This is a genomic window from Staphylococcus sp. Ze2 (assembly GCF_048568365.1).
Lineage (GTDB): Bacteria > Bacillota > Bacilli > Staphylococcales > Staphylococcaceae > Staphylococcus > Staphylococcus xylosus.
The window spans coordinates 442919-468271 of sequence record NZ_CP183486.1 but is presented as its reverse complement, the minus strand read 5'-3'; the positions used below and the strand labels follow the sequence as shown (position 1 = coordinate 468271).

Here is a 25353-nt window from a genome sequence, read left to right as displayed (position 1 = left end):
TTATTCTGTAATTTTATCGACTTGCTTCATTTAGTTATTAATTTTTATGGTACATTAATTAATCTATGCTCATTCGGCATTCTACGACTATAACTTAAATTTATATTTTCTACTTTATAATATATAATTGATTATAGAATAATGTTGCTCATATCGTTTGCCAACATCTAGTACTCAAATCACACTATGTTACACTTGGTAATATTAACCGAACTTCCCCTGTCCAAATTAGATAAGAGGTAATAATAAATGGAAAATAATTTTATAGTAAATGAAAATGAGAAGCGTGTATTAAAACAAATTTTCAATAACAGTAATATTTCACGAACACAAATATCGAAGAATTTAGAACTTAATAAAGCTACTATTTCTAACATTCTGAACAACTTAAAACATAAGAGTTTAGTTAATGAAGTAGGAGAAGGCAATAGTACTAAAAGTGGTGGACGAAAGCCTATTTTACTCGAAATTAACCAAAAATATGGCTACTATATTTCTATGGATTTAACATATGATTCCGTTGAATTAATGTACAACTACTTTGATGCTGCTATATTAAAGCAAGATTCCTATGAATTAAATGATAAAAATGTAAGCAGTATATTACAAATTTTAAAATCTAATATAAACGTCTCAGAAAAATATGATACGTTACATGGGTTACTTGGTATATCTATATCCATACATGGTATCGTTGACGATGAGCAAAACATAATCAATCTTCCTTTTCATAAAAATGAGAAACGTACATTTACTGATGAATTAAAGTCATTCACAAATGTTCCTGTCGTTATAGAAAATGAAGCAAATTTATCAGCGCTATATGAAAAAAGTTTATATATTAATTCAAACATAAATAATTTGATTACTTTAAGTATTCACAAGGGTATTGGCGCTGGCATCATAATAAATAAAAAACTTTATCGTGGCTCAAATGGAGAGGCTGGAGAGATAGGTAAGACATTGGTTTTGGAATCTATAAATAACAATGACAACGAATATTACAAAATTGAAGATATATGCTCTCAAGACGCTTTAATACAGAAAATAAATAATAAATTGGGCATCACACTGACGTTTACAGAACTAATCCAATATTACAACGATGGAAATTCAATTGTTGCTCATGAAATTAAGCAATTTATTAATAGAATGACAGTTCTGATTCATAATTTGAATACACAATTTAACCCAGACGCTATTTATATTAACTGTCCTTTAATTAATGAATTACCAAATATTTTAAATGAAATTAAAGAGCAATTCTCCTATTTTTCTCAAGGCAGTCCATTTCAATTACATTTAACCACTAATGTAAAACAAGCTACTTTATTGGGTGGCACTTTAGCAATAATGCAAAAAACATTAAATATAAATAACATTCAAATGAATATTAAATAATTACAGCAGTCTGAGTTATAAAATAGATATCTCGGACCGTCTATTCTTCCTTATTTGAGTGGGTCAATGAGATCTTTCGAGCTAAATCGATTTCTGACCCACTCTTTTTTATTTTTTAGTAAGCGTTTACAAAAAATGAACGATGTGCTATATTACCTCTAAAGTTAGTTTGTTTATTAAATTAACCAACTAAAATGTAGGAGGAATATTATGTCTTATTTTGATATCAATAAAGTAAATTACGAAGGTCCTAAGTCAAATAACGCTTTTAGTTTTAAGTATTACAATCCTGAAGAAAAACTTGGTAATCACTCCATGTCAGAACTTTTAAGATTCAGTGTCGCTTATTGGCACACTTTTACTGCTGACCTTTCCGATCCATTCGGTGTGGGTGCTGCGGAACGTGATTGGGATTCATTAGACGAGATGGAAAAAGCAAAAGCAAGAGTAGACGCAATTTTTGAATTTATGGAAAAAACACGTATTGATTACTTTTGTTTTCACGATGTAGACATTGCTCCAGAAGGCGCGTCTTTAAAAGAATCTAATGAAAATTTAGATATCATTGTAGAACTTATTAAAGAAAAAATGGATCAAACTGGTAAGAAATTGCTTTGGAATACAACCAACAACTTTACTCACGAGCGTTTTGTTCATGGTGCAGCCACGTCTTCAAATGCTGAAGTATTTGCATATGCAGCTGCAAAAGTAAAAAAATCATTAGAAATTGCTAAAAAACTTGGTTCTGAAAACTTTGTTTTTTGGGGCGGTCGTGAAGGATATGAAAGTTTATTAAATACTAATATGAAATTAGAGTTAGATAACTTAGCTACTTTCTTTAAAATGGCAAAAAGTTACGCAGATGAAATTGGCTATACGGGTCAATTTTTAATAGAACCAAAACCTAAAGAACCTACCACACATCAATATGATACTGATGTTGCAACTGCACACGCTTTCTTACAAAAATATGATTTAGATAAAGACTTTAAATTTAATATTGAAGCTAACCACGCGACGCTGGCTGGCCACACATTCCAACATGAATTAAGATATGCACGTGATAACAATATGTTGGGTTCAGTAGATGCTAACCAAGGACATCCCCTTTTAGGATGGGATACAGATGAATTTCCAACTGATGTATACGATACTACGTTAGCAATGTACGAAATACTTAAAAATGGCGGGTTGGCTCCAGGGGGATTAAACTTTGATGCTAAACCTAGAAGAACATCATTTAAACAAGAAGATTTAATTTTAACTCACATTGCGGGTATGGATACTTTCGCATTAGGCCTACGAGTTGCTTATAAGATGATTGAAGATAATTTCTTTGAAAATATTATGGATGAAAAATACAAATCATTTAATGAAGGCATTGGTAAGAAAATAGTTGAAGGAGAGACTTCATTTAAAGAATTAGAAGATTATGCTTTCAATATTAATACAATTAATAATACCTCTGATCATTTAGAAGTTATTAAATCACAAATTAATCAATATATCTTAAATATTAATAATAAGGATTGATAAAAATGGCCTATGTAATTGGTATAGATATTGGCACGAGTGCTTTAAAAACGCTCGTAGTAAATAAAAGTGGCGACGTTGTAGAATCTTACAGCGTCTCTTATAATACGGCACACCCTAAGTCAGGATACAGCGAAATTGATCCTGAAATTTGGTATGAAGCAACCTTGGAGAGTCTAAAACATATATTAAATCATTACACTCATAATGATATATCTGGCATTAGTTTTTCTGGACAAATGCATGGTCTAGTAGTCATTGATCAAGAGGGCAATCCAATTAGACCAGCCATTTTATGGAATGATACAAGAACTTCTCAAGAAGTTGAAGACATTAAACAAAACCTAGGACTTAATTCATTATTACAATTAACACAAAACACTGTTTTAGAAGGATTCACTTTACCTAAGCTTATGTGGTTAAAGAATAATGAGCAAGACAACTACAAGCGTATCTCTAAGTTTATGTTGCCTAAAGACTACATAGTGTATAAATTGACAGGTAATGTTTACACAGAACCTTCAGACGCTGCAGGTACAATCATGTTTAGTGTAAAAGATGAAAATTGGTCCACAGAATTATTGTATCGTTTAAATATTGATCCATCCATTTGCCCAGAAATTATTGCTTCACATCAAAAAAGTGGACAATTAACTGAAAAAGTAAAGAATTCTTTAGGTATTGATTCGAACATTAATGTGTACCAAGGTGGCGCAGATAATGCTTGTGGCGCTTTAGGTTCAGGTATTACCGACGAACAAAAGCAACTCGTAAGTATCGGAACTTCAGGCGTAGCATTGTCTATTGAAAATCGTACTGATTATGAAAATGATGGAAACGTACATTACTTTAACCATTGTGTTCCAAACCAAAAATACATTATGGGTGTGACTTTATCTGCTGGGTATAGCCTCGAATGGCTTAAGCAACTTATCTCTGCTGATGAAAATTTCACTACTTTTTTAAAAGATATTAATCAATCAGAAATTGGTGCTAATGGATTAATGTACACGCCTTATTTATTAGGTGAACGTACGCCACATAACGATGCTTCAGTACGAGGTAGTTTCATCGGTTTAGATGCAAATACGACACAGCTCGATATGAAACGTGCTGTTATCGAAGGCATTACTTACTCGATTAATGAAAGTATTCAAATTATGAAAAATAATGCTATTAACATTAATGAAATTGTATCAATTGGTGGTGGTGCTAAAAATAATCAATGGCTTCAAATTCAAGCAGATATTTTCAATACAACTATTACTACACGAATAGAAGAACAAGGTCCAGCTTATGGTGCAGCTATGATAGCAGCTATGGGAGAACAATGGTTTAATACTTTCAACGAAATGAGCGAAGCATGGATAGCATACCATCAAAAAGTATATCCCATTGAAACAAACACAAAATCTTATCAAGACTTATTTAATATTTATAAAACAATTTATGACGCTACGCAGCCAGTAACTCAAAAACTTAATAAATTTAAGTGATCTATCAAGGGGATGGATATATGTCAACTTATAATAATAAAAAATTTATTTTTAAAATAGCTTTAATCGCAACGCTCGGTGGTTTATTATTCGGCTATGACACAGCAGTTATTTCTGGAGCAGAACAATCTCTACAACAATATTTGACGAAAGATTATGGCAGTTTCATTCATGGCATCACTGTGTCTAGTGCGCTAATCGGCTGTATTATTGGCGGTCTATTGTCTTCAAGTTTTTCAAGTCGCTTAGGTAGAAAAAAATCATTACAAGTAGCTGCCATCTTATTTATCGTTTCTGCAATTTTGTCAGGATATCCTGAATTTTTATTTTTCAATTCAACTGAACCAAACCTTGGTCTACTCATAGCATTTAATCTTTACCGTATTATTGGCGGTATCGGCGTAGGATTAGCTTCTGCAATTTCTCCTATGTACATTAGTGAAATAGCCCCTTCGTCAATTAGAGGTAAACTCGTTTCATGGAATCAATTTGCCATTATATTCGGTATGTTAGTAGTGTATTTTGTCAATTATGGTATTACATATGGCCAACCCCAAAGTTGGATTCAAGATATTGGATGGCGTTATATGTTTATTACTGAAGCGATTCCCGCAATAGCATTTTTCTTTTTATTATTTTTAGTACCTGAAACACCTAGGTTCTTATCATTAAGTAATAAAAATACAGAAGCCCTCTCGGTGCTTAATAGAATTTATTCTTCTAAGAATCATGCTCAAAATGTACTAAATGACATTTTAGCTACTAAAAATAAGTTAACAGATGTGAAAGCGCCACTTTTCAGTTTTGGTAAGACTGTTATTATAGTAGGTATTTTATTATCTGTTTTCCAACAATTTATTGGAATCAATGTTGCTTTATATTACGCACCTCGTATTTTTGAAAATTTAGGTTCAGGTAGCAACACATCTATGATACAAACCGTTGTCATGGGATTAGTAAACGTGATCTTCACAATCATCGTTATATTATATGTAGACAAATTTGGACGAAAACCTTTACTAATAATTGGATCAACTGGTATGGCAATCGGCATGATTGGTATGAGTGTCTTAGCTGCAAACGGTGCATTTGGTGTTATAACTTTAATATTTTTAGTCCTATATACTGCTTCATTTATGATGAGTTGGGGACCTATTATTTGGGTATTATTATCAGAAATCTTCCCTAATAGAATTAGAAGTAGTGCTATGGCAATAGCTGTGGCAGTGCAATGGTTAGCTAACTTTACGATTACATCTACTTATCCAACTATGATGGATGTTAGCGGCGCCATGACTTATGGTTTTTATGCACTGATGAGTATTTTATCAGGACTATTCGTTTGGAAATTCATTCCTGAAACCAAAGGGAAAACACTTGAAGAACTAGAGAATGTTTGGAAAAAAGAAGACGTGACATCTATTTCAAATAAAGAGGAAAAAGTTCAAAGTAATTCTCATTCGATATAGTAACCATTAAGGTACTTTCACATATAATAAATGGTCAACGCTCTATGAAGGTTGACCATTTTCTATAAACTTATTTAATTAACGAATTACTATTTGTATGTTGATAATTTTCATCAAAAAACTTACCGCTTCTAATATCTTCTAAAATACCTTCATATGGCGCGACATTAACAACCGTTTCATTATTTTGTCCTGCGTTACCAATATATGAAATCTTCGCAAATTCAGGTACGACTAATTTAGGATAAGTATCATATTTTTCACGAGATGCTTCCATTAAATCAATGTGATCATTTTGGTAAGTCACTGTTATTTCTGGATGCTCTTCAACCCATTTAGGGAAGAAAATTGTACCGTGCATAATCTGATCATTAGGTAAAAAGTCTAATGCTACATCTGTACCTGTTGGTTCAGTCCAAGTTATTTTAAAAACTCCCTCAGTTAGTTTCACGATATTCGCTTCTTGATCTCTAACCCATCTACCAGCTACCATACCGCCATGTATACGATAATCAATCGTGTTCTCATTTTTCACATACATTTCATATTCCCAACCATTATCATAAGTGTAAATAAGATGTGTACCTAAAAAATCTTCTAATGTTTCAAAATTATTAGTCATAAAAAAAGCTCCTTCCAAACATGTAATTAATTACATGTTTTTGATTACATATAAATGCTATACTTTATTCGATAAAACGTCAAGGAGGATGTTATGGCACAAAAAAACATATTACAATATGTATTACTAGGTCTTTTAAAAAATGAACGTATGTCTGGTTATGATATAAAGAAAGCTTTTGAACGTGATATTGGTGAATTTTGGCAAGCAAATCACAGTCAAATTTATCCTGAATTAAAAAAATTGCATGGTCGTCTTTTAATTGATAAAACGATTGAAATAACAGGAGAAAAGTTAGAAAAAAAGATATATGCTATTACAGACACAGGACGACAATTACTGAATGAATGGTTAGTGTCCCCAACACCTGAGTTGTCAGTTCACAAAAATGAATTCAATTTAAAATTGTATTTTATTAATGATAGAAATGATCCTATATTACCAGTAATGTTTGACGAGCAAATTCATTTACACGAATTAAAGTTAGAACATTTAAAAGAAAGACGTACGGCATTATTTAGTAATGAAGCATCTCAAGAACAACATTTTGGGCATTATCTTGTATTAGATTATGCTATTGAAAGAGAAACACATAATATCAATTGGCTAAAATCTTGTCACCAAAATTTCAAAGATTAAAAAAGCGCCTTTCTAAACAGTTATACTGTTAAGAAAGGCGCTTTTAGTTTTTCAAGTTAATACAAAATCAAACTTTTCTATAACGTTTAAGCCCAATAATATTTAAAATAGTAAACACGATAATAAAGACAAATAATATACAAATATCGAACCAAATATATTCAAGCCCTTGTCCTTTTATCATAATGTGTGTCAATGCATCACCTGCATATCTTAAAGGAAATAGATAACCTATAAAACTTACCCAATTAGCAATATTCTCTAAAGGAATAATACCTGAGAAAAAAATTTGAGGAATTGCTACAATAGGTATAAACTGAATCATTTGGAACTCAGAATTAGCAAAAGTTGAAACAAATATTCCCATAGACAATGCGGCCAATGCGATTAAAATATTAACTAACAATACCCACCAAATACTACCCGCAAGTTCTATGTTTAAGATAATAATCGCATAAAACACGATGAGTAACGTTTGCAATATAGCAAATAAACCATAACCTGCTAAATAGCCAAACACAATATCACTTCTTTTAATCGACGTTGCTAACAAACGTTCAAGTGTACCGCTAGTACGCTCTCTAAGTAATCCGATACCAGATATTAAAAATACGAAGAGGAAAACAAAGAAACCAATTAAAATTGGGAACATTTTATCAAAGTACGTACTATCTGAATTACCATATAGATAATGATTATCCAACTCTAAATTCTCTGAGGATTGCTTATTGCCTTGCTGCATATTATCTGGAATTTTTTCTACAATTTTCATCATATCTTGCATTTTATTTTTCTGCAGTGCACTAGCAAGTAACTGTTTCGTAGCATCAGTTTTACTAGGGTCTTCATTAGCATATGTTACTTCTATTTTAGACCCATCTTTCGTAATATAACTATCTAGCTCTGAATCTACCATCGTATTTTTTACAGAATCTGATGAATCAACCTTCTCTATATCCACTTTATCTGAAGGTAATTCATTTACAATTTTGTTAGGCACATGGTCAGTAATACCAATTTTTAAATTTGTCTCTGAATTTGTATCAAAAACGAAATATAGCAATGTTAATACTAAAATCGGTGCGAACAACATTAAAGCCAATGTTCTTTTATCTCTCAATAATTCCTTGGCAACTCTTATAAAAACGGCTTTAAATCTCATGATTGCGCCTCCGTTTCAGCCTTTATAAACACTTCTTCTATAGAATTTACACCGAATTTCTCTTTCAGTTCTTTTGGTGTTCCCATAGTGAATAAACGGCCTTCCATAATTAACCCAATGTAATCACAGCGTTCGGCTTCTCCCATGACGTGCGTTGTCACAATTACTGACTTATTTTCCTCTGTTAGTAGGTTAAGTTGTTTCCATATATCTTTTCTAAGGCTCGGATCAATGCCCACTGTTGGCTCATCTAATATAATTAAATTAGGATTTGACAGTAAAGTAATCGCTAAAGACAATCTGCGCTTCATACCACCTGAAAATGTATTCACAATTTGATGTAATTCATTCTCTAAATTAACTAGCTTCATATTCTTATCAATCGCTTGTTTTAGCTTATCACCGTCTAAACCCATCAAATTACCGAAGAACACTAAATTTTCTCGAGCAGTTAACGATTCATATAGCGCGTCAATTTGCCCCATATAACCAATTTCATTAAGAATTTTACGGTTGGGTATACTAGTATCGAATATTTGAGCATGACCTTCATCCAATTTCTCCATACCCATAAGGCACTTAATCGTTGTCGTTTTACCCGAACCACTTGGACCAATTACCCCTAAAATTTTCCCAAATGGTAATTCAATATTAATATGATCTAAAACTTTCTTTTTACCATAATATTTTGTCGCACTTGTTAGTTTAGCTGCAACTTCAGACATGCCCTTCCCCCTTATTAAACACACTGTCAATTATCATTCATAATGCGATTATATACCTATAAAATATAAAAACAAACAAACCTTAGCGTTACTGAACACATTTAAAAATATGTCTAATAATATTAAGAAGTGAAATGAATAAAAAGAGGTAATGAACAATTTTGCTAAAATGATCTCATTACCCTAATCCTATTTTTTCTTCGCTTCATTAAAATCACTCTGATCCATAATTAATTCAGCTTCATAACTTACCATCATGCCACAATTCTAATAAAAGCGCTATACAACATTAAAAATTTACAAAGAATTAAAATTTACACACTATACTTACAATTCCTATAAAAAAACTATTATTACACTTAGGCATAAAAAATGTTTGGTTGGGCATTTTTGTACAATTAATTAATAAAACAAGTTATATTGTATTTAACAAATTAAAGCAAATGTTTTAATTTTAAATTCAAAAAAAGGAGTGTTTCACATGGCAGAAATCGTAGAAGCAATTGGTAAAGCAGTAAGCGCAGGTTTATCACATGACTGGGCTACAATGGGCGTAAGCATCGCAGAGGTTTTAGGTAAAGGTGTAGACTTCGTTTTAGGTTTCTTTAAATAAACATATGCATTAAAAAGGCCTTTTCTAGAAACCCTTCTTAATTGAAGCGTTTCATAGAAAAGGTCTTTTTTTGATCTACCACATTGTTTTCTACTTAAATTATTATATATTTTTCACTTGTGCATTAACCTTATTCGAATTGTGTGACTCTCCAATTGCTTCAATCTCTTCAAGTGTACGACCTCTTGATTCTGGAACAAATTTTTTCACAAATAATACACCGAGTATACAAATAACACCAAAGATTGCAAAAACAATTTGTTGTGAGAAGTAAGCTGTCATAATTGGGAACAAAAGACCAACTAAGAAAGAACCAATCCAGTTCAATGATGACGCACTACCCGAAGCAAAACCTCTAATTGCTAACGGGAATATTTCACCAACAATAACCCATGTAAGTGGTGCCCATGTAAAGGAATAAAAGGCAACATAAATACTTAAAAAGATTACTATCAATATCGGATTCGCATTTGGTAAAAACATATGAATAATAGCAGGCAATATAAACGATAAGCCCATTACTGTACCACCTAGCATAAGCAATGTTCTTCTGTTAAATTTATCGGCTATCCAAATAAAGAGTAATGACCCTAATACAAGTATTACACCTTGAATAATAGGCCACATAAGCGCATCACTCGCAGAATTTCCAGTAGCTTGTTCTACAATTAATGGAATATAATAAAATATTGCGTTCGCCCCTTGAAACTGTTGAAATGCTGCTACACCTAATCCCGCAACTACTAAGTATTTATATTTACCATTAAATAATGTGGCTAATGATTGATTATTTTTCACGTTATTTTCTTTTTGAATTGTTTTTTTAATTTCTTCAAATTCTTCATCGACTTTACGATTATTTCTAAGATTACTTAATACCATTTTAGCTTCTTTAAACCGATTATTTTTAATTAAGAACCTTGGAGATTCTGGTAACCTTAAGACACCTAAGAATAAAATTAGTGCAGGAACAGCCGCAATACCCAACATTAATCTCCAACCAATCTCTATAGGTAGCCCTCTTAAATAATAATCAACAATATAAGATAATAGCATTCCTGATACGATCATAGTTTGATTCATACCTGATAATTGGCCACGATATTTCGCTGGCGCCATTTCAGACATATAAGCAGGCACTAATGCTGAAGCTGCACCTACTGCCAAACCAAGTATAACTCTAGATATAATCAAAAAGTAATTACCCTCATGGGGCGCAATCCCTGACAAGATTGAACCAATAACGAAAATAATTGCTGAAATTAATATCATTTTTCTTCTACCTAGCTTGTCCGACAGTTTACCAGCTAAAATACCTCCAAATATAGCCCCCAACATAACTGAAGATGTAATTAAACCTATAATAAATCCACTTTCGATACCCCAGTTTTCTCTTAAAAATGGTAGCGCTCCAGTCATAACCCCTATATCATAACCGAATAATATACCACCGAATGCTCCAAAGAAATAGATAAAACGATTTGAAACCTTACTGTTAACTTTCATCCCATTCACCCTCTTTTTAATGAAAAACTTAACCACATATGCATCAATTCACGACAAACGTTTTTGACAATCAATTAATTAGCGTGTATTCCGCGTCAAACATTTTCAACAATATTTCTATTTGTAATCGTGTTAATTTCAGAGAAAGTACCGTGTGATGTCCGCCGCCTTCTTCTATCCAATGTTTAACGCCTTTTTCTAATGATGGTTTCACTTCCCATAGCACTCTAGCTACCGGCAAATGAGGAGCAGGTTCATCAAGTCTTTTAGCTTCTATTTCATTAATAATAAATTTATAATGTATCCCTAAATCAAGCATAGTTACGACAACACCCTCACCCGATTTACCATCAAACACTAACCTTGCTGGGTCATTTTTATCACCTATGCCTAGTGGATTCACAACAATTTTCGGTTTTGTTTCGGCAAGTGTCGGATCGACCTCTAACATATGTGATCCTAAAATATGTGAATGGCTGCTTCTTAAATCATACGTATAATCTTCCATAAATCCTGTTGATTCATTTTCTGCAGCAATTTTCAACAAACGGTCTAATGCTGCTGTCTTCCAGTCCCCTTCGCCGGCAAATCCATATCCTTGTTCATTTAATCTTTGTACTGCTAAACCTGGTAATTGTTGCATACCGTGTAGATCTTCAAAGTTTGAAGTGAAAGCAGTATAACCACCGGCATCCAAGAATTGTTTGATTGCGATTTCGTACTTAATTTGTTCTTTAACTGAACTATTAAATTCTTCTTCACTATAATTTCTATAATCAAATTCGTATAAATTTTCGTATGTTTTAAATAATTCATCTATGTTTTCATCAGAAACTTGATTAATGTATTCGACTAAATCACCGATACCATAGTAATCAACAGTCCAGCCATATTGAATTTGTGCTTCTATCTTATCTCCTTCTGTTACTGCCACATTACGCATATTGTCACCAAATCTAGCTACTTTTAAATTAAAACTTTCACTATAAGCATTGGCTATAAGCATCCAATCTCTTAATTGCTGTTGCACATTTGCGTCTTTCCAATGACCAAATATAACTTCATTATTTTTATTCAAGCGGCGATTAATATAACCATATTCTCTATCCCCATGTGCCGATTGATGTAGATTCATATAATCCATATCGATGTTTTCCCAAGAAATATCTTCGTTGTATTGTGTCGCTAAATGTAATAGTGGTTTTTGTAGTAATTTAGTACCTCTTATCCACATTTTTGCTGGTGAAAATGTATGCATCCAAGTAATAACACCTAAAATATCATCACGATAATTAGCTTCTTTCATAATTTCAGTAATGATATCTGCTGAGACTGCCAATTTAGGCTGTAATTCAATCTCAAAAGGTAATATGTCGCTTTTATTCAACCCGTCAGCTATATTTTGAGCATTTTGTTTAACTTGATCTAATGCCTGTTCACCATATAGTGCTTGTGATCCAACTACAAACCAGAATTTCTTTATATTTGTCATTTTGTTTCCCCCTTATTGTTGGCCATAGTAGGCGTTCTTTCCGTGTTTTCTTTCAAAGTGCTTGTCGAGTATTGCTTTAGGTAATGTTTCAGCAAATGGATTTAACTGACGTGTAAATATATTCATTTTGCATATTTCTTCTAAAACAACTGCATTCATGACGGCCTTGTCACAACTTTCTCCCCATATAAACGGTGCATGTCCATGTAGTAAAACAGCAGGTACTTCATGTGGGTTTATCCCTTTTTCATCAAATGTTTCAACGATGACATTCCCTGTTTCATACTCATAATCCTTGTTTATTTCTTCTGTTGTTAAAAATCTTGCGCATGGAATATCCCCATAGAATGTATCCGCGTGTGTGGTACCCATCGCAGGAACTGACAGTCCAGATTGTGCCCAAGTAGTCGCCCAAGGTGAATGTGTATGCACTACACTTCCAATGTCGTCGAATTTTTTATATAGCACTGCATGTGTTGGCATATCTGAAGATGGTTTCAAATCCCCCTCAACAATTTCACAGTCTAAATTACAAACCACCATATCCTCAGGCCTCATTTCATCATAATCCACACCACTTGGTTTAATAACAAATAGCTGTGATTCTGAATCAAACGCACTGACATTACCCCATGTATACTTAATTAAGCCTCTATTAGGTAATTCTAAATTCGCTTTATATACTTCAGATTTTAACGCTTCGAGCATTCGTATCCCCTCCTAAATATTTAGATGCCGATTGTTCAATCGATAATCCATTTTTCATTTTTTCTACATAGTTATTAAAATTAACAACTTCTTGTTCTATTGGTTTTAATGTACTTTCTTTAGTGTTTATAAATACAGACTCATTAAGGAATACATCTAACGGTGCTTCAGTATCTAATGCGACATAATATGCTAAAACACTAATGCCCCATGCACCACCTTCACTTGCCGTTTCCATAACCGTTATAGGTTGTTCAAGTGCAGAAGCTAGCACTTGTTGAGCGATTTCTTCTGTTTTAAATATCCCACCATGAGCAATTAACTTATCTATGTCGATAGATTCATTTTCCTTTAGTAAATCCATACCAATTTTTAAAGTACTAAAGGCACTAAATAAATGCATTTTCATAAAATTTGCTAAATTGAACTGATAATTAGGTTCTCGTATAAATAACGGATAGCCAGTTTCTACATCTGTGATATTCTCTCCAGAGACATAATTATATGAAAGTAAACCACCTATGTTATCATCACTACTTAATGAATGCTTGAAAATATGTCCGTACAAATCATCAGATGAAAAATCAACGCCCATGACACTTAACACTTCACCAAATAAATTCATCCAATCATTAATATCTGAAGTACAATTATTAGTATGAATCATGGCTACTTCGCTGCCATCAGGAGTTGTCACAACATCAATCTCGGGGTACATGTCTTTTAAAGCATTTGATAGTACAACCATGGCAAACGCACTTGTGCCAGCGGATATATTACCTGTATTCTGAGCAACTGTATTTGTTGCAACCATACCTGTACCAGCGTCACCTTCTGGGGGACACATCAAAATGCCTGCTTCAAGATTGCCGGAAGAATCTAGTAATGTCGCCCCGTCTTCTGTGAGCATTCCCCCATTTTCACCAGCTAATTTAATTTCAGGTAATATCTTTTCAACTGAATTTTCAAAATGCTCTGTTTTAAAAATATGATTTGCTTCCTCTAGCAAATCTTTTCTATAACTTTTTGTATCAACGTCTATAGGAAACATACCTGAAGCATCACCTATACCTAAAACCTTTTCGCCAGTTAAGTACCAATGTACATATCCAGCTAATGTAGTTAAATAAGTTATTCGATTTATATGGGGTTCCTTATCCAATATAGCCTGATACAAATGTGCAATACTCCAGCGTTCAGGTATGTTAAATTGAAATGCTTCGCTAAGTAACTTTGCCGCTTCAGCTGTGTTGCCATTTCTCCAAGTCCTAAATGGTACGAGCAAGTCTTCGTTTTTATCAAATGCTAAATAGCCGTGCATCATACCACTCACCCCAATGGATCTCACTTTTCTTAGGGTTAAATCATATTTTTCTTTGATTTCTACTGTCATTGCGCTATAACTTTTCTGCAAACCAACCCAAATATCATTAATAGAATATGTCCAATATCCATCGATGAATTGGTTCTCCCATTCAAAATTCCCTGTAGCTACAGTGTTTAAATCCTGATCTATAGCTACAGTTTTAATTCTCGTGGAGCCTAGTTCAATTCCTATTGAAATATCTTCACTCTTTAAATTCCTATTCAAATCATACATATTTTAACGCCCCTTTGAAAACGTTTTCAAATATACCTTATATCATTTGTCCGTACATGTCAATTTTTAATATATTTTGTCCGTACATGTCAGATAATAAAAAAGACTCAAACCAACATAATAATTAGTTTGAGTCAGTATTTATATTTTTTTCACTGAATTACGCTCTATAATATATGTATCTATGAGTTGTGATGTTTGTTGTTTATCTGTATCTATTGCACTAATCATCCACTCAGCCGCTCTACTACCTAGTAATTCTTGAGGATGGGAAGTTGTAGTTAAATCCATCTCACTCAACTTACTTAACACTGAATTGTCTTGTCCTACAACCGATAAGTCATTCGGTATTTGCATATTTCTTTTTTTTAATTCTTGCATGACTTCATATGCAATAGCATCGTTATAGCAAACCAAACCAGTAATGTTAATCTTTTTATTACAAATATGTTCTACAATTTGTTCGATTACTTGTGGTTTACTTTCAGTATCAAAGGTATAAATATGTTCACCTTTAAACAGAATATGATTACTTTCAAAGGCATTAAAATAACCCTTCATCCTTAGTTTACCTTGGTTGTCATCAATTTTCGTAATCAGCGCAATATGCTCATGCCCATGATCAATCAAATACTTAGTCGCTAAGTAACCTGACTTCACATCATCAATAGCTGTATACGGTAAATTCAATTCATCATATTTTGCATTTATCATTAAAATCGGAATATCGCGTTGTTTGAACAGTGAATAATAAGATAGATTTGGATTATAAACATTACTTTTAGTAGGTTCTATAATTAATCCTGTCACACCTTGGTTTAACATCATTTCTAAGCATTTACGTTCTTCTTCATGATTATTATTCGTACTTGCTAGTATCAAGGAATAGCCATTTTTTCTTAACACGTTTTCTATACCTCTAATGATACTTGGAAAAATATAATCCGATAAATATGTCACGATAACACCTATTTTTTTAGTTTCATGCGTTTGGCGCGCGTTCAAATAACTATAGCTAACATAAGAACCTGAACCCTTTTTCTTTTTTATAAATCCCTCTTGAACAAGTACATCCATCGCCTGTCTTATCGTATAGCGACTCACATTATATCTATCCTGAAATTGTTTTTCTGTTGGTAACAACATGCCGACTTGATATGTTTTATTTATTATTTTTTCCTTTATTTCATTCGCTACAATTTGATATTTGGGCTTATTCATAATTGAAAATCTCCTAATCGCACCAATATTTAGTAATAACGTATATTATAGCATACGTCTAATTTATTCTCTGAATCATTCGCTATAAAAAATTATAATTGTGCAACTTTTTTATATAGATAGATTAAATAAACTCCACATGCAGTAATATTGCCACTTAAGTCACTAAAAGTGATCTTGATAACTACTCAATTATTTATATTTTTCAACAAGCTTTTTAGGTATATGACAATAATCATTTGGAAATTTGGATAATCGGTCTTGATGCTCTCTCGCACTTTTAACATAATTTGTTAAAGGTAACACTTCCGTTGCAATAAGGTGATGATTTTCATATAAATCTATAAAAGATTGAGCTTCTTTCAAATGTTCAGGGTTTTCACTATATAAACCAGTTCTATATTTCAAACCAATATCTTCCCCTTGTTGATTTACACTGTATGGATCAATAATTTCAAATAAATACCCCATCAACTTTGTTATTGTCACCTTTTTAGGATCAAAGTCTGTCTTAACAACTTCCACATAACCATCATATTCGCCCTCTAAAGTATTCGAAATACCATTAGCTCTACCCGCCTCAGTATTAATCACACCAGGAAGTGTTTTGACGAAGGCTTGCACACCCCATAAACACCCGCCTGCTAAATAAACTGTTTCCATTATTATCACTCCTATTGCTTCTTATATTTAATAAAGTATAGTAATTCCCGCAGGATATCTCAATAACTTCTATTTATAGTAAACTCATCTTTTACGAAAAATGAAATTAATTCATATTAGGCAATTTAAAAATAGTAGTAGCAGAGTAAATAATTTCTACCAATATTTGTATTTAACATATTTCCCATCGAATAATTATATCGGTCTATTAATCGTTTAATTAAAATATTGAATTTAGCCAAATTTATAAATTGAATATTATCCCTTTTTTGTTACAATGTAATAAGGAGAATTTTGTGCTTTTATCCAAAGTATAAACTGTTCTTATATTAAATATAACGTGATGTATACTTTTTACGCGAACCACTATAACCCAACATTAATATAAATGAATAACTATAAAAATCAATTAGAGGAGAATAGAATTATGGATTACAGAGTATTATTATATTATAACTATACAACTATTGAAGACCCCGAAACTTTTGCCACAGAACATTTAGACTTTTGTAAAGAATTAGATCTTAAAGGTCGTATTTTAGTATCGACAGAAGGCATTAATGGTACAGTCTCTGGTACGATTGAAGCTACCGATAAATATATGGCTGCATTAAAAGCTGATGAAAGATTTCAAGATATCACTTTTAAAGTTGATGAAGCTGAAGGACATGCTTTCAAGAAAATGCACGTTCGCCCAAGAAAAGAAATCGTAGCTTTAGACCTTGAAGACGACGTAAATCCTAGAGAATTAACTGGTAACTACTTATCTCCAAAAGAATTTAGAGAAGCATTACTAGACGACGATACAATCGTTATCGATGCGAGAAACGATTATGAATATGACCTTGGTCATTTCCGTGGCGCAGTTCGTCCTGATATTACAAGATTCAGAGATTTACCTGACTGGATAAAAGAAAACAAAGATCAATTTATGGATAAAAAAATTGTAACTTACTGTACTGGCGGTATACGTTGCGAAAAATTCTCAGGTTATTTATTAAAAGAAGGCTTCGAAAATGTGAGTCAACTTGAAGGTGGCATAGCTACTTACGGTAAAGATCCAGAAACAAAAGGTGAATTCTGGGACGGTAAAATGTATGTTTTTGATGAACGTATCAGCGTAGAAGTGAACCATGTAGATAAGACAGTTGTAGGTAAAGAGTGGTTTGATGATACGCCTTGTGAACGTTATATCAACTGTAGTAATCCTGAGTGTAATAAACAAATTCTAGTATCAGAAGAAAATGAAGCACGTTATTTAGGTGCTTGCTCTCACGAATGTGCAGCTCATGAAAATAATCGCTACGTTAAAAAACATGACATTAGTGAAGAAGAAAAAGCGAATCGCTTAGAAAATTTCAAAGAACTAGTAAATCAATAAACTGTGTTAAGCACATATTAAATATCGATTGAACTGACAGACTAACTATAAATGTACTTCAACTTAATCGATGTTTCTAAAAGTATATTTAGAGCTGGGACATACAAATGTCTCAGCTTTTTTCTGTTATAAATTAATTATTCCATCATTATTTCTTCAATCTATTTAAAACGGGTATATAATATGTATTCAATTAAAAATGGAAGATGAAGTTATGACTCACCAAAAAATTGTGCCACATTTATGGTTTGATACCGAAGCAGAAAAAGCTTTCACAACGATTGATGTTAAAGTACTGTTCAAAAAATAGAGGTCGGTAACTTAGCCAACCTCTACTTTCTGTTTACTCTTTATTTTTTTGATAAATAAGTCCTAAAGCACCCGATTCAAACGTTTGGCTATCAATTAATTTTAAATCTACTTGTTCGTGTATATTTTGAAATAATGGCAACCCTTTACCAATCAGTATAGGCGAAACAGTAATTTTATATTCATCCACTACATCTAATTGCATCAAATAATGTGCGAACCGAGGGCTTCCCAATACTACAATATCTTTACCTTCTTGTTGCTTCATAAGAATGATTTCATCTTTAACATTCTTTTTAACTAATCGTGAATTATGCCAATCGACACTATTCAAAGCTTTTGAAAATATAACTTTTTCAACATTTTCAATCCATTTCGCGTGGTTAAGTTCATGCTCAGAAGCATTTTCATTTGATGGTACTGTTGGCCAATAATCATACATCATTTCATATGTTTTGCAGCCCCAAACAATTGTGTCTGCCGTTTGTAACACTTCATTAGCAAAACCTTCTAATTCATGATTATAAGTAATCCATCCAATATCCATAGCGCCTTGAGGGCCTTCAACAAAACCATCCAAAGAACTGTGCAAAAACACTACAAGTTTTCTCATAATAATTACCCCTATCTAAATGCTACAAATTTATTTTTCGCTTACAAATTTCATTAAAAGTTACGAGTCGTATTATTTTATGTATACCCATATTTAAATCGATAATTTATTGAGTTTAAAGAAAATAAAAAATAACGGCTGAGACATTTGTGTGCCCCAACCGTTATCTTATAATTAAAGTTTATGCTATTTTTGATACTGAATATCTATATTATGCAGTTACCCATTGTGAAGGGCCAACTTCATCATATAATTTTTGAGCTGCAGCGTCTTGTACTGCTTCTGGTGCATTACCAGCTGGTTGACCTTGATATTGAGCTGGTGCTACTGAATCCCATGTACTTTGTAAGAATTGGAACTTACCTGAAGCACCTGATGATGGGTTTGTAGCATGAATATCGCCACCTGATTCACGTTGTGCAATTTGTTGTAAGTGTGCATTTACACCTGATGAACCTTCTGAAGCTTCATTTGAGCTTGATTCGTTTGAGCTAGCTGAAGATTGAGTAGCTGTTTCTTGTTGTGGTTGTTGAGCTGACTCTTGTTGTGGTGCACTTTGTTGAGTTGATTGTTGTGCTTGTGAAGATTGTTCACTTGGAGCTTGTTCTGTTTGTGCTCCTTGTTCACTTTGTTGTCCACTATTATCTGTATTTTGTGCTGATGAGCTAGTTGAACCTTCTCCTGATCCTTCACCATAGCTCCAGCTAAAGTTTTCGCCATCTGAAGTAAAGTTGTAGTTTACTCCGTCTTGATTAAAGCTATAGTTATATGAACCATCATGTAATGCTGATTCATTTAATTGTTCTGGGTTATTTTGAGCTTGTTGTGCTAAATTTGCTTGATCAATATTTTGTTCTGATGCATCCGCTGAATTTCCTGCTGCTAATCCTGTTACACCTAATCCTACTGCTAATGTTGATGCAATTACTGTTTTTTTCATTATTAATAATCCTCCTAAGAGATAATTTCTATATTTTTGATTTAAAAATTAGATTGCAATTCCAACAATCGAAAATGTTTACTTTTTACAACTAATTTGTAATTACTACTATAACACCCATAAAAAGCGTGTAGGTTACAGCCAAGTTAAAAAAACAATCGATTTTTTACGTCCTCATTACGTTAAAAAGTACGATAAACATACGTATATGACTACTTAAAAACTTTCACAAAGGCAAAAAGTGTATTTATACACTTTTTGGTTATGTAACATGCTTGTAATTAGTGTGAAAATAATACCTACATTGCTCTTATTTTTCACACATTTAAAAGAGTAACCTAGAATACATCAATAGCTAAAATATTCCATTTAAGCTATTACAAAATTATATTTATATATGACTACCTAACAAATTATACCTTTATCTAATTTCCAATCTCCAAAAGAAAACAATTTTCCATAAAGAATTATCTTATTTCGAACAACCTAAATTATATTAATATTAGATGACTTACTAACTTCACATAAAAGAATTAAGCATAAACAAATAAGAGGCTAGAACATTTATTAATGTCCTAGCCTCTTAAAATTCATATAATTAAAATTTGAACTTCTATTATATTATGCAGTTACCCATTGTGAAGGGCCAACTTCGTTATAAAGTTTAACTGCTGCAGCATCTTGTACTGATTCAGGCGCTTCTGTTGGAGATACACCTTTATATTGAGATGGTGCTACTGAATCCCATGTGCTTTGTAAGAATTGATATTTACCTGCTGCACCTGATGATGGGTTAACAGCTTTTAAGTCGCCGCCTGATTCACGTTGCGCGATTGCTTGTAAATGAGAGTTAACATTTACTGATGAACCTTCTGAAGCTTCACTTGAGCTTGATTCATTTGAAGTAGTTGAAGCTTGTTCAGTTGTTTCTTGTTTTGGTTGCTGAGTTTGCTCAGTTTGTGGAGCAGCTTGTTGAGCTGGTTGCTCAGTTGATGCTTGCTCTGTTTGTTGTGGTTGAGTTTGTTGAGTTGGTTGCTCAGCTTGTGCTGGTTGCTCTGCTGAAGCATTACCTTGTCCATAGCTCCAAGTCCAATATTGGCCGTCTGATTGGAAGCTATAGTCTAAATTATTATAATTAAAGTTAATGTTATAAGCACCTTCTTGTACTGGCGCTTCGTTTAATGATTCTGGATTAGTTTGTGCTTGTTGAGCTAATTGTGCTTTATCTACACCTTGCTCTGAAGCGTCTGCTGAATTTCCTGCTGCTAATCCTGTTACACCTAATCCTACTGCTAATGTTGATGCTACTACTGTTTTTTTCATTATTAATAATCCTCCCAGAAGATAATTTTCGTTTTTATTTTTAAAATTGTTATTGAATTTCAATTATCTAACACAGAGATAATTTACTGCTTCAATTAATTCACAAATAGTACTATAACATCCATAAAACTCTTGTAGGTTACAATGAAATTAAAATAAACGACCTCTTTTTTACATCCCAATTACATACAATCTAGTTATTTTTATTACAAAATCCTTTTTGAAAACTGTCATGAAAGTTCCTATAGTTTATCTACCAATTTGTGTCTTTGTAACATTAATGTAATAAGTGCGAAAACTTCACTCTTTTACTGCTAATTATTGACTTATATTTGAACAAACGTAATAAAAGGTACATTAATTTGGATTATCCAAACAACATACCTTTATACAATAATCATATGAATTAAACTGTTAAATTTCTCGGGAAATATACTGTCATTGTCGTACCTTGTCCAAATGTGCTATCAACAGAAATTTCACCACCTATTTGTTTGGCTAACGTCGATGCAATATACAACCCTAATCCAGACCCTCCAGTTTTTTTATTTCTTGAGTTATCTACTCTATAAGTTCTATCAAAAATATATCTTAAATGTTGTTGCTTTATACCTATACCTTCATCTTTCACTGAAATGCCTAACATGTTACCTTCATGCTCAAATACAGTAATTGCCACTACTTTATCAGTATCTGAAAATTTCAATGCGTTATCTATAAAGTTCGTAACAATGCGTTCCAATGCAATCTTATCTTGGTAGAAAGACTTTATATTAGGTGGTATATTAACTTCTAATTGTCTCTTGTCTTTTTTCAAACATTGTTGATATGACTCCAAAATAGGCATCAATAATTGATCAATATTTATGCGCGTATTAGAGCGTTTATTATTTACAGACATGACATCTGTTAAGTCATCAAACATTTGATTTAAACGGTCTGCTTGTCTAATAAGTACTTGATAAGCGTCTTGCTTAGCTAATTCAGTATGAATCATGCCATCATTAAGTCCTTCTGAATATGACTTAATACTAGCTAACGGTGTTTTTAGATCATGCGCTAAATTCTGAACCATAGCTAATTTTTCATCTTGTTCTGCTTTAATTTGAGTCATTTGGTTGTCGATTCTTATAGTCATTTGGTTAAAGGCATCACTTAATTCTTTTAATTCTTTCGGTGATTGTATATTTAAATCCTCTACTTTATAATTCCCTTTGGCAATTTGGTCAGTACAATCATTTAATCTCTCAATTTTATGAATCGTTGGGACAGAGAAGAATATCGCTATAGCCATCGTCATCATGCTTGATACAAAAGAGCAAAGTGTAAGTAATATAGTTTGATGAACATCGAACCACATTAATTTGTATAATATAAAAACCAAAAGTGTCGTTATAAATAATGACCCCATAAATGAATAAATTAATTGTTTACGAATTGTCATTTAAACACTCCTTTGAAACTTATAACCGAGTCCCCAAACTGTTGAAATTGTATATTCATTAAACCGATTATTTTCCAATTTCTCTCTAATACGATGAACGTGAACATTAAGTGAATTAACATCTTCGTAAAATTCATATCCCCAAACTTCTTCTATTAATGAGGTTTTTGAAATAGCTTCATCTTCATGTGTCATAAAATACCAAAGTAACTCAAACTCTTTAATGCGAAATGGTACAGCTTCACCATTAATTTCTACTGTTTTAGTCACATTATTCAATTTAAGATCACCACAACTGATAACTTCATGTTTTTTAGGTTTTGTTGCTAATCTATCCAATAAATTTTTCGCTCGTATCACAAGTTCTCTTGGGCTAAATGGTTTTTTCACATAATCATCCGCGCCTAACATTAGTCCAAAAATTGTATCTGACTCACTTGTTTTAGCCGTTAAATAAATGTATGGAATATCCAATTGTTGTGCTTTCATTTCTTTGACCACGTCATAGCCATCCACTTCAGGCATCATAATGTCTAACACCATTAAATCTATAGATTCATCTAAGAACCCAAGTGCTTCTTTACCATTTTCGGCAAGGGTTACTTGATAACCCTCAAATTCAAAGTAGGTTTTACAGATTTCTCTGATATCTTTTTCATCATCCGCTATAAGTATGTGGGGCATTTTCATCATTCCTTAATTGTTTTCTTTTTATAAAATGATTTAAGCTTATTGAATTTATTATCTCTTTATTCATTAATATAATTATAAAGAAAAACAATTGAATTGGGTATGTGAAAATCATATCTGCAAGAATATAATTTAACATTATAAAAACACCAAAAAAGCTTGCTGTATATGAAAGCACACCAAGAATCAAACTAAGCCCTATAGCAATCTCTCCAAGTTGCACCATCCATTTAAATATCTCTAGATGATTCGCCACAACTGCTTCAAAGAAAAATTTAAACCAAGCTGGGGAATCCTGGTTTTCTTTAATTACTGATACTAAACCATCTATCGCGAAACCACCTGTTAATTTTTCATAGCCTTGAAATAGCATATAAAAACCAGACCCTAATCGAATGATTAGCAATATAATTTTCGATATCATCTCATTAATCCACTCCTTGATAATATAGTGTGGATTGACCTAACCTATAATCTAGAAGCCAATCCACAAATCAATTAATTATATTTTAGTTCTGCTGAACCAAAGGTTACATGAGCTTTGTCACAGTATATTGTTACCGTGTTATATTCATCGGTATTTATGCCTTTTAAATCAAATGTTTGTTCTGATTTATCATAATCAACTTTATCTATTTTCTTTCCTTTTTTAATATCGCCATCTTTAGTGAGATATACATGTAAATCTGGTCCTTTAGATGATTTGAAATCTTTTAACATCAGTTTATTATCATGAATCATTGCCTTACCTTCTACTTTTTCTTTATTTTCTCCTTTAAACATACCTTCTGTCATATTTTTACTTTCACTCATGTCTTTGTTATCCATTTTTGTCTCGGATTTAGTTTCTTCTTTCATATCTTCTTTCTTAGTGTTCATATTATTACATGCTCCTAGCAATAATGATGTCGCTACCGTTGCTGAAATAAATAATGTTTTAATGTTCATAATATATACCTACTTTCAATTTATTTTTTTCATATCTTTATAATACTGAGAAGATATATTATTTAACATTAACTGATTATTAACGTTTCTTAACTCATTCTTAAATATAAAAAATTCCAATTAAGATTTAAATAACATCATAAGTATCTATATTTCTAATAAATTAAGTAAAAACCATTTATATCTAATCGTGTTCAAACAAATGCACACAAAAAAGCTACGAAATCAACTTTGCTAATTGATTCCGTAGCGCTTTTTCATGCTAAATGTAACAATATTAAAAACTAAGTAATAGCTAGTTTATCCACCGATAATCAGCTTAAAATTAAAAGTGATATTTATCTCGATAATGCAATTTCAATATGGGCTAAATGATGGTTTTCATGCCATGCCAATTTAGCTAATTTTGTAGCAACTGTGATTTCTCCGCTATCTTTAAGGGTGAATTTACGTTCTAATTGATCTTTATCAATATGATTCCCTAATGCTACAATACGGGCATTAATCCCCTCTAACATTTGCAGAGAATATTCGATAGGAGCTAAACTATCTTCTAATTCTACCCATTCTTCTTGATTAAATGGTAAGACGGTTGGATTATTATCTGTTAATGCTAATTTCAACCTTTGATACATATTGAGTTGTGAGTCCGCAATATGGTGGACTAATTGACGTACATTCCAACTTCCATTACGATACGTTTTATTTAATTCTTCTTCTGTGATATTTTCAACTACATCTCTTAAACGTCGTGTATAATTGTCGATTTCTGCTAGCCATTTTTGAACATCATCCAATGTTACATTTTCAGGCGTGTCTAATTTACCAATTGGAAACCTTACATCCATATTAAAT

The 25353-nt window shown here is 32.3% G+C and carries 25 protein-coding genes; 8 read left to right on the top strand and 17 right to left on the bottom strand.

All coding sequences use genetic code 11. The features are described from left to right. Window positions 1–249: 249 nt before the first annotated feature. The 4 genes from ACM591_RS01960 (at window position 250) to xylE (ending at window position 5899) form a co-directional block, all read left to right on the top strand. The gene (locus ACM591_RS01960; protein ID WP_038679260.1) at window positions 250–1401 is read left to right on the top strand and encodes an ROK family protein; all 1152 of its coding nucleotides are present in this window, start codon (window positions 250–252) and stop codon (window positions 1399–1401) included. A gap of 210 nt (window positions 1402–1611) precedes the next feature. After that, window positions 1612–2934 carry a xylose isomerase gene (xylA, locus tag ACM591_RS01955; protein WP_029378558.1) on the top strand — a complete coding sequence of 441 codons (1323 nt, stop codon included), beginning with the start codon at window positions 1612–1614 and terminating at the stop codon, window positions 2932–2934. A 5-nt stretch (window positions 2935–2939) separates the two neighbouring features. Beyond that, entirely contained in the window at window positions 2940–4430 is a 1491-nt protein-coding gene (gene xylB, locus ACM591_RS01950; protein ID WP_326007985.1) for a xylulokinase, read from the top strand. 20 nt (window positions 4431–4450) lie between these two features. Next, window positions 4451–5899 carry a D-xylose transporter XylE gene (gene xylE, locus ACM591_RS01945; protein ID WP_418354409.1) on the top strand — a complete coding sequence of 483 codons (1449 nt, stop codon included), beginning with the start codon at window positions 4451–4453 and terminating at the stop codon, window positions 5897–5899. Between the two features lie 70 nt (window positions 5900–5969). Here the strand turns inward: xylE and ACM591_RS01940 are convergent, their stop codons facing one another. Next, the gene (locus ACM591_RS01940; protein ID WP_029378561.1) at window positions 5970–6521 is read right to left on the bottom strand and encodes a phenolic acid decarboxylase; all 552 of its coding nucleotides are present in this window, start codon (window positions 6519–6521) and stop codon (window positions 5970–5972) included. A gap of 93 nt (window positions 6522–6614) precedes the next feature. Here ACM591_RS01940 and ACM591_RS01935 point away from each other — a divergent pair, with 93 nt between their 5' ends. Then, complete coding sequence (locus tag ACM591_RS01935) at window positions 6615–7160, top strand: PadR family transcriptional regulator (protein WP_029378562.1); 546 nt, start codon at window positions 6615–6617, stop codon at window positions 7158–7160. Window positions 7161–7227: 67 nt separating this feature from the next. On the opposite strand, the gene ACM591_RS01930 is transcribed toward ACM591_RS01935, so the two are convergent. Together ACM591_RS01930 and ACM591_RS01925 are read right to left on the bottom strand one after the other, a co-directional pair. Beyond that, window positions 7228–8322: an ABC transporter permease gene (locus tag ACM591_RS01930; protein WP_029378563.1), complete on the bottom strand. Its 1095-nt coding sequence runs from the start codon at window positions 8320–8322 to the stop codon at window positions 7228–7230. Beyond that, complete coding sequence (locus ACM591_RS01925) at window positions 8319–9047, bottom strand: ABC transporter ATP-binding protein (protein WP_029378564.1); 729 nt, start codon at window positions 9045–9047, stop codon at window positions 8319–8321. Before ACM591_RS01925 ends, ACM591_RS01930 begins: the two co-directional genes overlap by 4 nt. Window positions 9048–9528: 481 nt before the next feature. On the opposite strand from ACM591_RS01925, the gene ACM591_RS01920 reads away from it, so the two are divergent. Further along, on the top strand, window positions 9529–9660 hold the full coding sequence (locus ACM591_RS01920; protein ID WP_029378565.1) for a beta-class phenol-soluble modulin: 132 nt from the start codon (window positions 9529–9531) through the stop codon (window positions 9658–9660). A 102-nt stretch (window positions 9661–9762) separates the two neighbouring features. Here the strand turns inward: ACM591_RS01920 and ACM591_RS01915 are convergent, their stop codons facing one another. From ACM591_RS01915 to ACM591_RS01890, 6 genes are all read right to left on the bottom strand, one after another. Continuing rightward, window positions 9763–11166: a sugar porter family MFS transporter gene (locus tag ACM591_RS01915; RefSeq protein ID WP_029378566.1), complete on the bottom strand. Its 1404-nt coding sequence runs from the start codon at window positions 11164–11166 to the stop codon at window positions 9763–9765. Window positions 11167–11236: 70 nt separating this feature from the next. After that, a complete protein-coding gene (gene araA, locus ACM591_RS01910; protein ID WP_418354408.1) occupies window positions 11237–12658 on the bottom strand; it encodes an L-arabinose isomerase in 1422 nt (473 codons plus the stop codon). A gap of 12 nt (window positions 12659–12670) precedes the next feature. Continuing rightward, window positions 12671–13366: an L-ribulose-5-phosphate 4-epimerase gene (locus ACM591_RS01905; RefSeq protein ID WP_029378568.1), complete on the bottom strand. Its 696-nt coding sequence runs from the start codon at window positions 13364–13366 to the stop codon at window positions 12671–12673. Next, window positions 13344–14966, bottom strand: coding sequence for a xylulokinase (locus tag ACM591_RS01900; RefSeq protein ID WP_326026869.1), 1623 nt, complete (start codon window positions 14964–14966; stop codon window positions 13344–13346). Before ACM591_RS01900 ends, ACM591_RS01905 begins: the two co-directional genes overlap by 23 nt. 141 nt (window positions 14967–15107) lie before the next feature. After that, complete coding sequence (locus ACM591_RS01895; protein WP_029378570.1) at window positions 15108–16187, bottom strand: GntR family transcriptional regulator; 1080 nt, start codon at window positions 16185–16187, stop codon at window positions 15108–15110. A 192-nt stretch (window positions 16188–16379) separates the two neighbouring features. Beyond that, entirely contained in the window at window positions 16380–16850 is a 471-nt protein-coding gene (locus ACM591_RS01890; protein WP_029378571.1) for a peptide-methionine (S)-S-oxide reductase, read from the bottom strand. A gap of 427 nt (window positions 16851–17277) precedes the next feature. Here ACM591_RS01890 and ACM591_RS01885 point away from each other — a divergent pair, with 427 nt between their 5' ends. Both ACM591_RS01885 and ACM591_RS01880 read left to right on the top strand, forming a co-directional pair. Further along, the gene (locus ACM591_RS01885; protein WP_326026870.1) at window positions 17278–18231 is read left to right on the top strand and encodes a rhodanese-related sulfurtransferase; all 954 of its coding nucleotides are present in this window, start codon (window positions 17278–17280) and stop codon (window positions 18229–18231) included. 199 nt (window positions 18232–18430) lie between these two features. Further along, complete coding sequence (locus ACM591_RS01880; protein WP_225489418.1) at window positions 18431–18541, top strand: VOC family protein; 111 nt, start codon at window positions 18431–18433, stop codon at window positions 18539–18541. 33 nt (window positions 18542–18574) lie between these two features. On the opposite strand, the gene ACM591_RS01875 is transcribed toward ACM591_RS01880, so the two are convergent. From ACM591_RS01875 to ACM591_RS01840, 8 genes are all read right to left on the bottom strand, one after another. Continuing rightward, complete coding sequence (locus tag ACM591_RS01875) at window positions 18575–19153, bottom strand: dihydrofolate reductase family protein (protein ID WP_326026871.1); 579 nt, start codon at window positions 19151–19153, stop codon at window positions 18575–18577. Between the two features lie 211 nt (window positions 19154–19364). Then, window positions 19365–20093, bottom strand: a complete 729-nt coding sequence (locus ACM591_RS01870) for a transglycosylase family protein (RefSeq protein WP_029378574.1) — start codon at window positions 20091–20093, stop codon at window positions 19365–19367. A 621-nt stretch (window positions 20094–20714) separates the two neighbouring features. Then, the gene (locus ACM591_RS01865) at window positions 20715–21416 is read right to left on the bottom strand and encodes a transglycosylase family protein (protein ID WP_029378575.1); all 702 of its coding nucleotides are present in this window, start codon (window positions 21414–21416) and stop codon (window positions 20715–20717) included. A 406-nt stretch (window positions 21417–21822) separates the two neighbouring features. Beyond that, window positions 21823–22860 carry a HAMP domain-containing sensor histidine kinase gene (locus ACM591_RS01860; RefSeq protein WP_029378576.1) on the bottom strand — a complete coding sequence of 346 codons (1038 nt, stop codon included), beginning with the start codon at window positions 22858–22860 and terminating at the stop codon, window positions 21823–21825. After that, complete coding sequence (locus tag ACM591_RS01855; protein WP_029378577.1) at window positions 22861–23544, bottom strand: response regulator transcription factor; 684 nt, start codon at window positions 23542–23544, stop codon at window positions 22861–22863. Then, window positions 23519–23971 (bottom strand): DoxX family protein, encoded by a 453-nt coding sequence (locus ACM591_RS01850; RefSeq protein WP_225486929.1) that lies wholly within the window; start codon window positions 23969–23971, stop codon window positions 23519–23521. The genes ACM591_RS01855 and ACM591_RS01850 overlap by 26 nt, the downstream gene beginning before the upstream one ends. Window positions 23972–24048: 77 nt before the next feature. Next, window positions 24049–24498, bottom strand: a complete 450-nt coding sequence (locus tag ACM591_RS01845) for a DM13 domain-containing protein (protein ID WP_058625609.1) — start codon at window positions 24496–24498, stop codon at window positions 24049–24051. A gap of 338 nt (window positions 24499–24836) precedes the next feature. Beyond that, a complete protein-coding gene (locus tag ACM591_RS01840; protein WP_326026872.1) occupies window positions 24837–25346 on the bottom strand; it encodes a YfiT family bacillithiol transferase in 510 nt (169 codons plus the stop codon). Window positions 25347–25353: the final 7 nt, after the last annotated feature.

Bases quoted from the DNA above. Each gene is read 5' to 3' on its own strand.
- ACM591_RS01960 (WP_038679260.1), top strand. From the start codon at position 250: ATGGAAAATAATTTTATAGTAAATGAAAATGAGAAGCGTGTATTAAAA.
- xylA (WP_029378558.1), top strand. From the start codon at position 1,612: ATGTCTTATTTTGATATCAATAAAGTAAATTACGAAGGTCCTAAGTCA.
- xylB (WP_326007985.1), top strand. From the start codon at position 2,940: ATGGCCTATGTAATTGGTATAGATATTGGCACGAGTGCTTTAAAAACG.
- xylE (WP_418354409.1), top strand. From the start codon at position 4,451: ATGTCAACTTATAATAATAAAAAATTTATTTTTAAAATAGCTTTAATC.
- ACM591_RS01940 (WP_029378561.1), bottom strand. From the start codon at position 6,521: ATGACTAATAATTTTGAAACATTAGAAGATTTTTTAGGTACACATCTT.
- ACM591_RS01935 (WP_029378562.1), top strand. From the start codon at position 6,615: ATGGCACAAAAAAACATATTACAATATGTATTACTAGGTCTTTTAAAA.
- ACM591_RS01930 (WP_029378563.1), bottom strand. From the start codon at position 8,322: ATGAGATTTAAAGCCGTTTTTATAAGAGTTGCCAAGGAATTATTGAGA.
- ACM591_RS01925 (WP_029378564.1), bottom strand. From the start codon at position 9,047: ATGTCTGAAGTTGCAGCTAAACTAACAAGTGCGACAAAATATTATGGT.
- ACM591_RS01920 (WP_029378565.1), top strand. From the start codon at position 9,529: ATGGCAGAAATCGTAGAAGCAATTGGTAAAGCAGTAAGCGCAGGTTTA.
- ACM591_RS01915 (WP_029378566.1), bottom strand. From the start codon at position 11,166: ATGAAAGTTAACAGTAAGGTTTCAAATCGTTTTATCTATTTCTTTGGA.
- araA (WP_418354408.1), bottom strand. From the start codon at position 12,658: ATGACAAATATAAAGAAATTCTGGTTTGTAGTTGGATCACAAGCACTA.
- ACM591_RS01905 (WP_029378568.1), bottom strand. From the start codon at position 13,366: ATGCTCGAAGCGTTAAAATCTGAAGTATATAAAGCGAATTTAGAATTA.
- ACM591_RS01900 (WP_326026869.1), bottom strand. From the start codon at position 14,966: ATGTATGATTTGAATAGGAATTTAAAGAGTGAAGATATTTCAATAGGA.
- ACM591_RS01895 (WP_029378570.1), bottom strand. From the start codon at position 16,187: ATGAATAAGCCCAAATATCAAATTGTAGCGAATGAAATAAAGGAAAAA.
- ACM591_RS01890 (WP_029378571.1), bottom strand. From the start codon at position 16,850: ATGGAAACAGTTTATTTAGCAGGCGGGTGTTTATGGGGTGTGCAAGCC.
- ACM591_RS01885 (WP_326026870.1), top strand. From the start codon at position 17,278: ATGGATTACAGAGTATTATTATATTATAACTATACAACTATTGAAGAC.
- ACM591_RS01880 (WP_225489418.1), top strand. From the start codon at position 18,431: ATGGAAGATGAAGTTATGACTCACCAAAAAATTGTGCCACATTTATGG.
- ACM591_RS01875 (WP_326026871.1), bottom strand. From the start codon at position 19,153: ATGAGAAAACTTGTAGTGTTTTTGCACAGTTCTTTGGATGGTTTTGTT.
- ACM591_RS01870 (WP_029378574.1), bottom strand. From the start codon at position 20,093: ATGAAAAAAACAGTAATTGCATCAACATTAGCAGTAGGATTAGGTGTA.
- ACM591_RS01865 (WP_029378575.1), bottom strand. From the start codon at position 21,416: ATGAAAAAAACAGTAGTAGCATCAACATTAGCAGTAGGATTAGGTGTA.
- ACM591_RS01860 (WP_029378576.1), bottom strand. From the start codon at position 22,860: ATGACAATTCGTAAACAATTAATTTATTCATTTATGGGGTCATTATTT.
- ACM591_RS01855 (WP_029378577.1), bottom strand. From the start codon at position 23,544: ATGCCCCACATACTTATAGCGGATGATGAAAAAGATATCAGAGAAATC.
- ACM591_RS01845 (WP_058625609.1), bottom strand. From the start codon at position 24,498: ATGAACATTAAAACATTATTTATTTCAGCAACGGTAGCGACATCATTA.
- ACM591_RS01840 (WP_326026872.1), bottom strand. From the start codon at position 25,346: ATGGATGTAAGGTTTCCAATTGGTAAATTAGACACGCCTGAAAATGTA.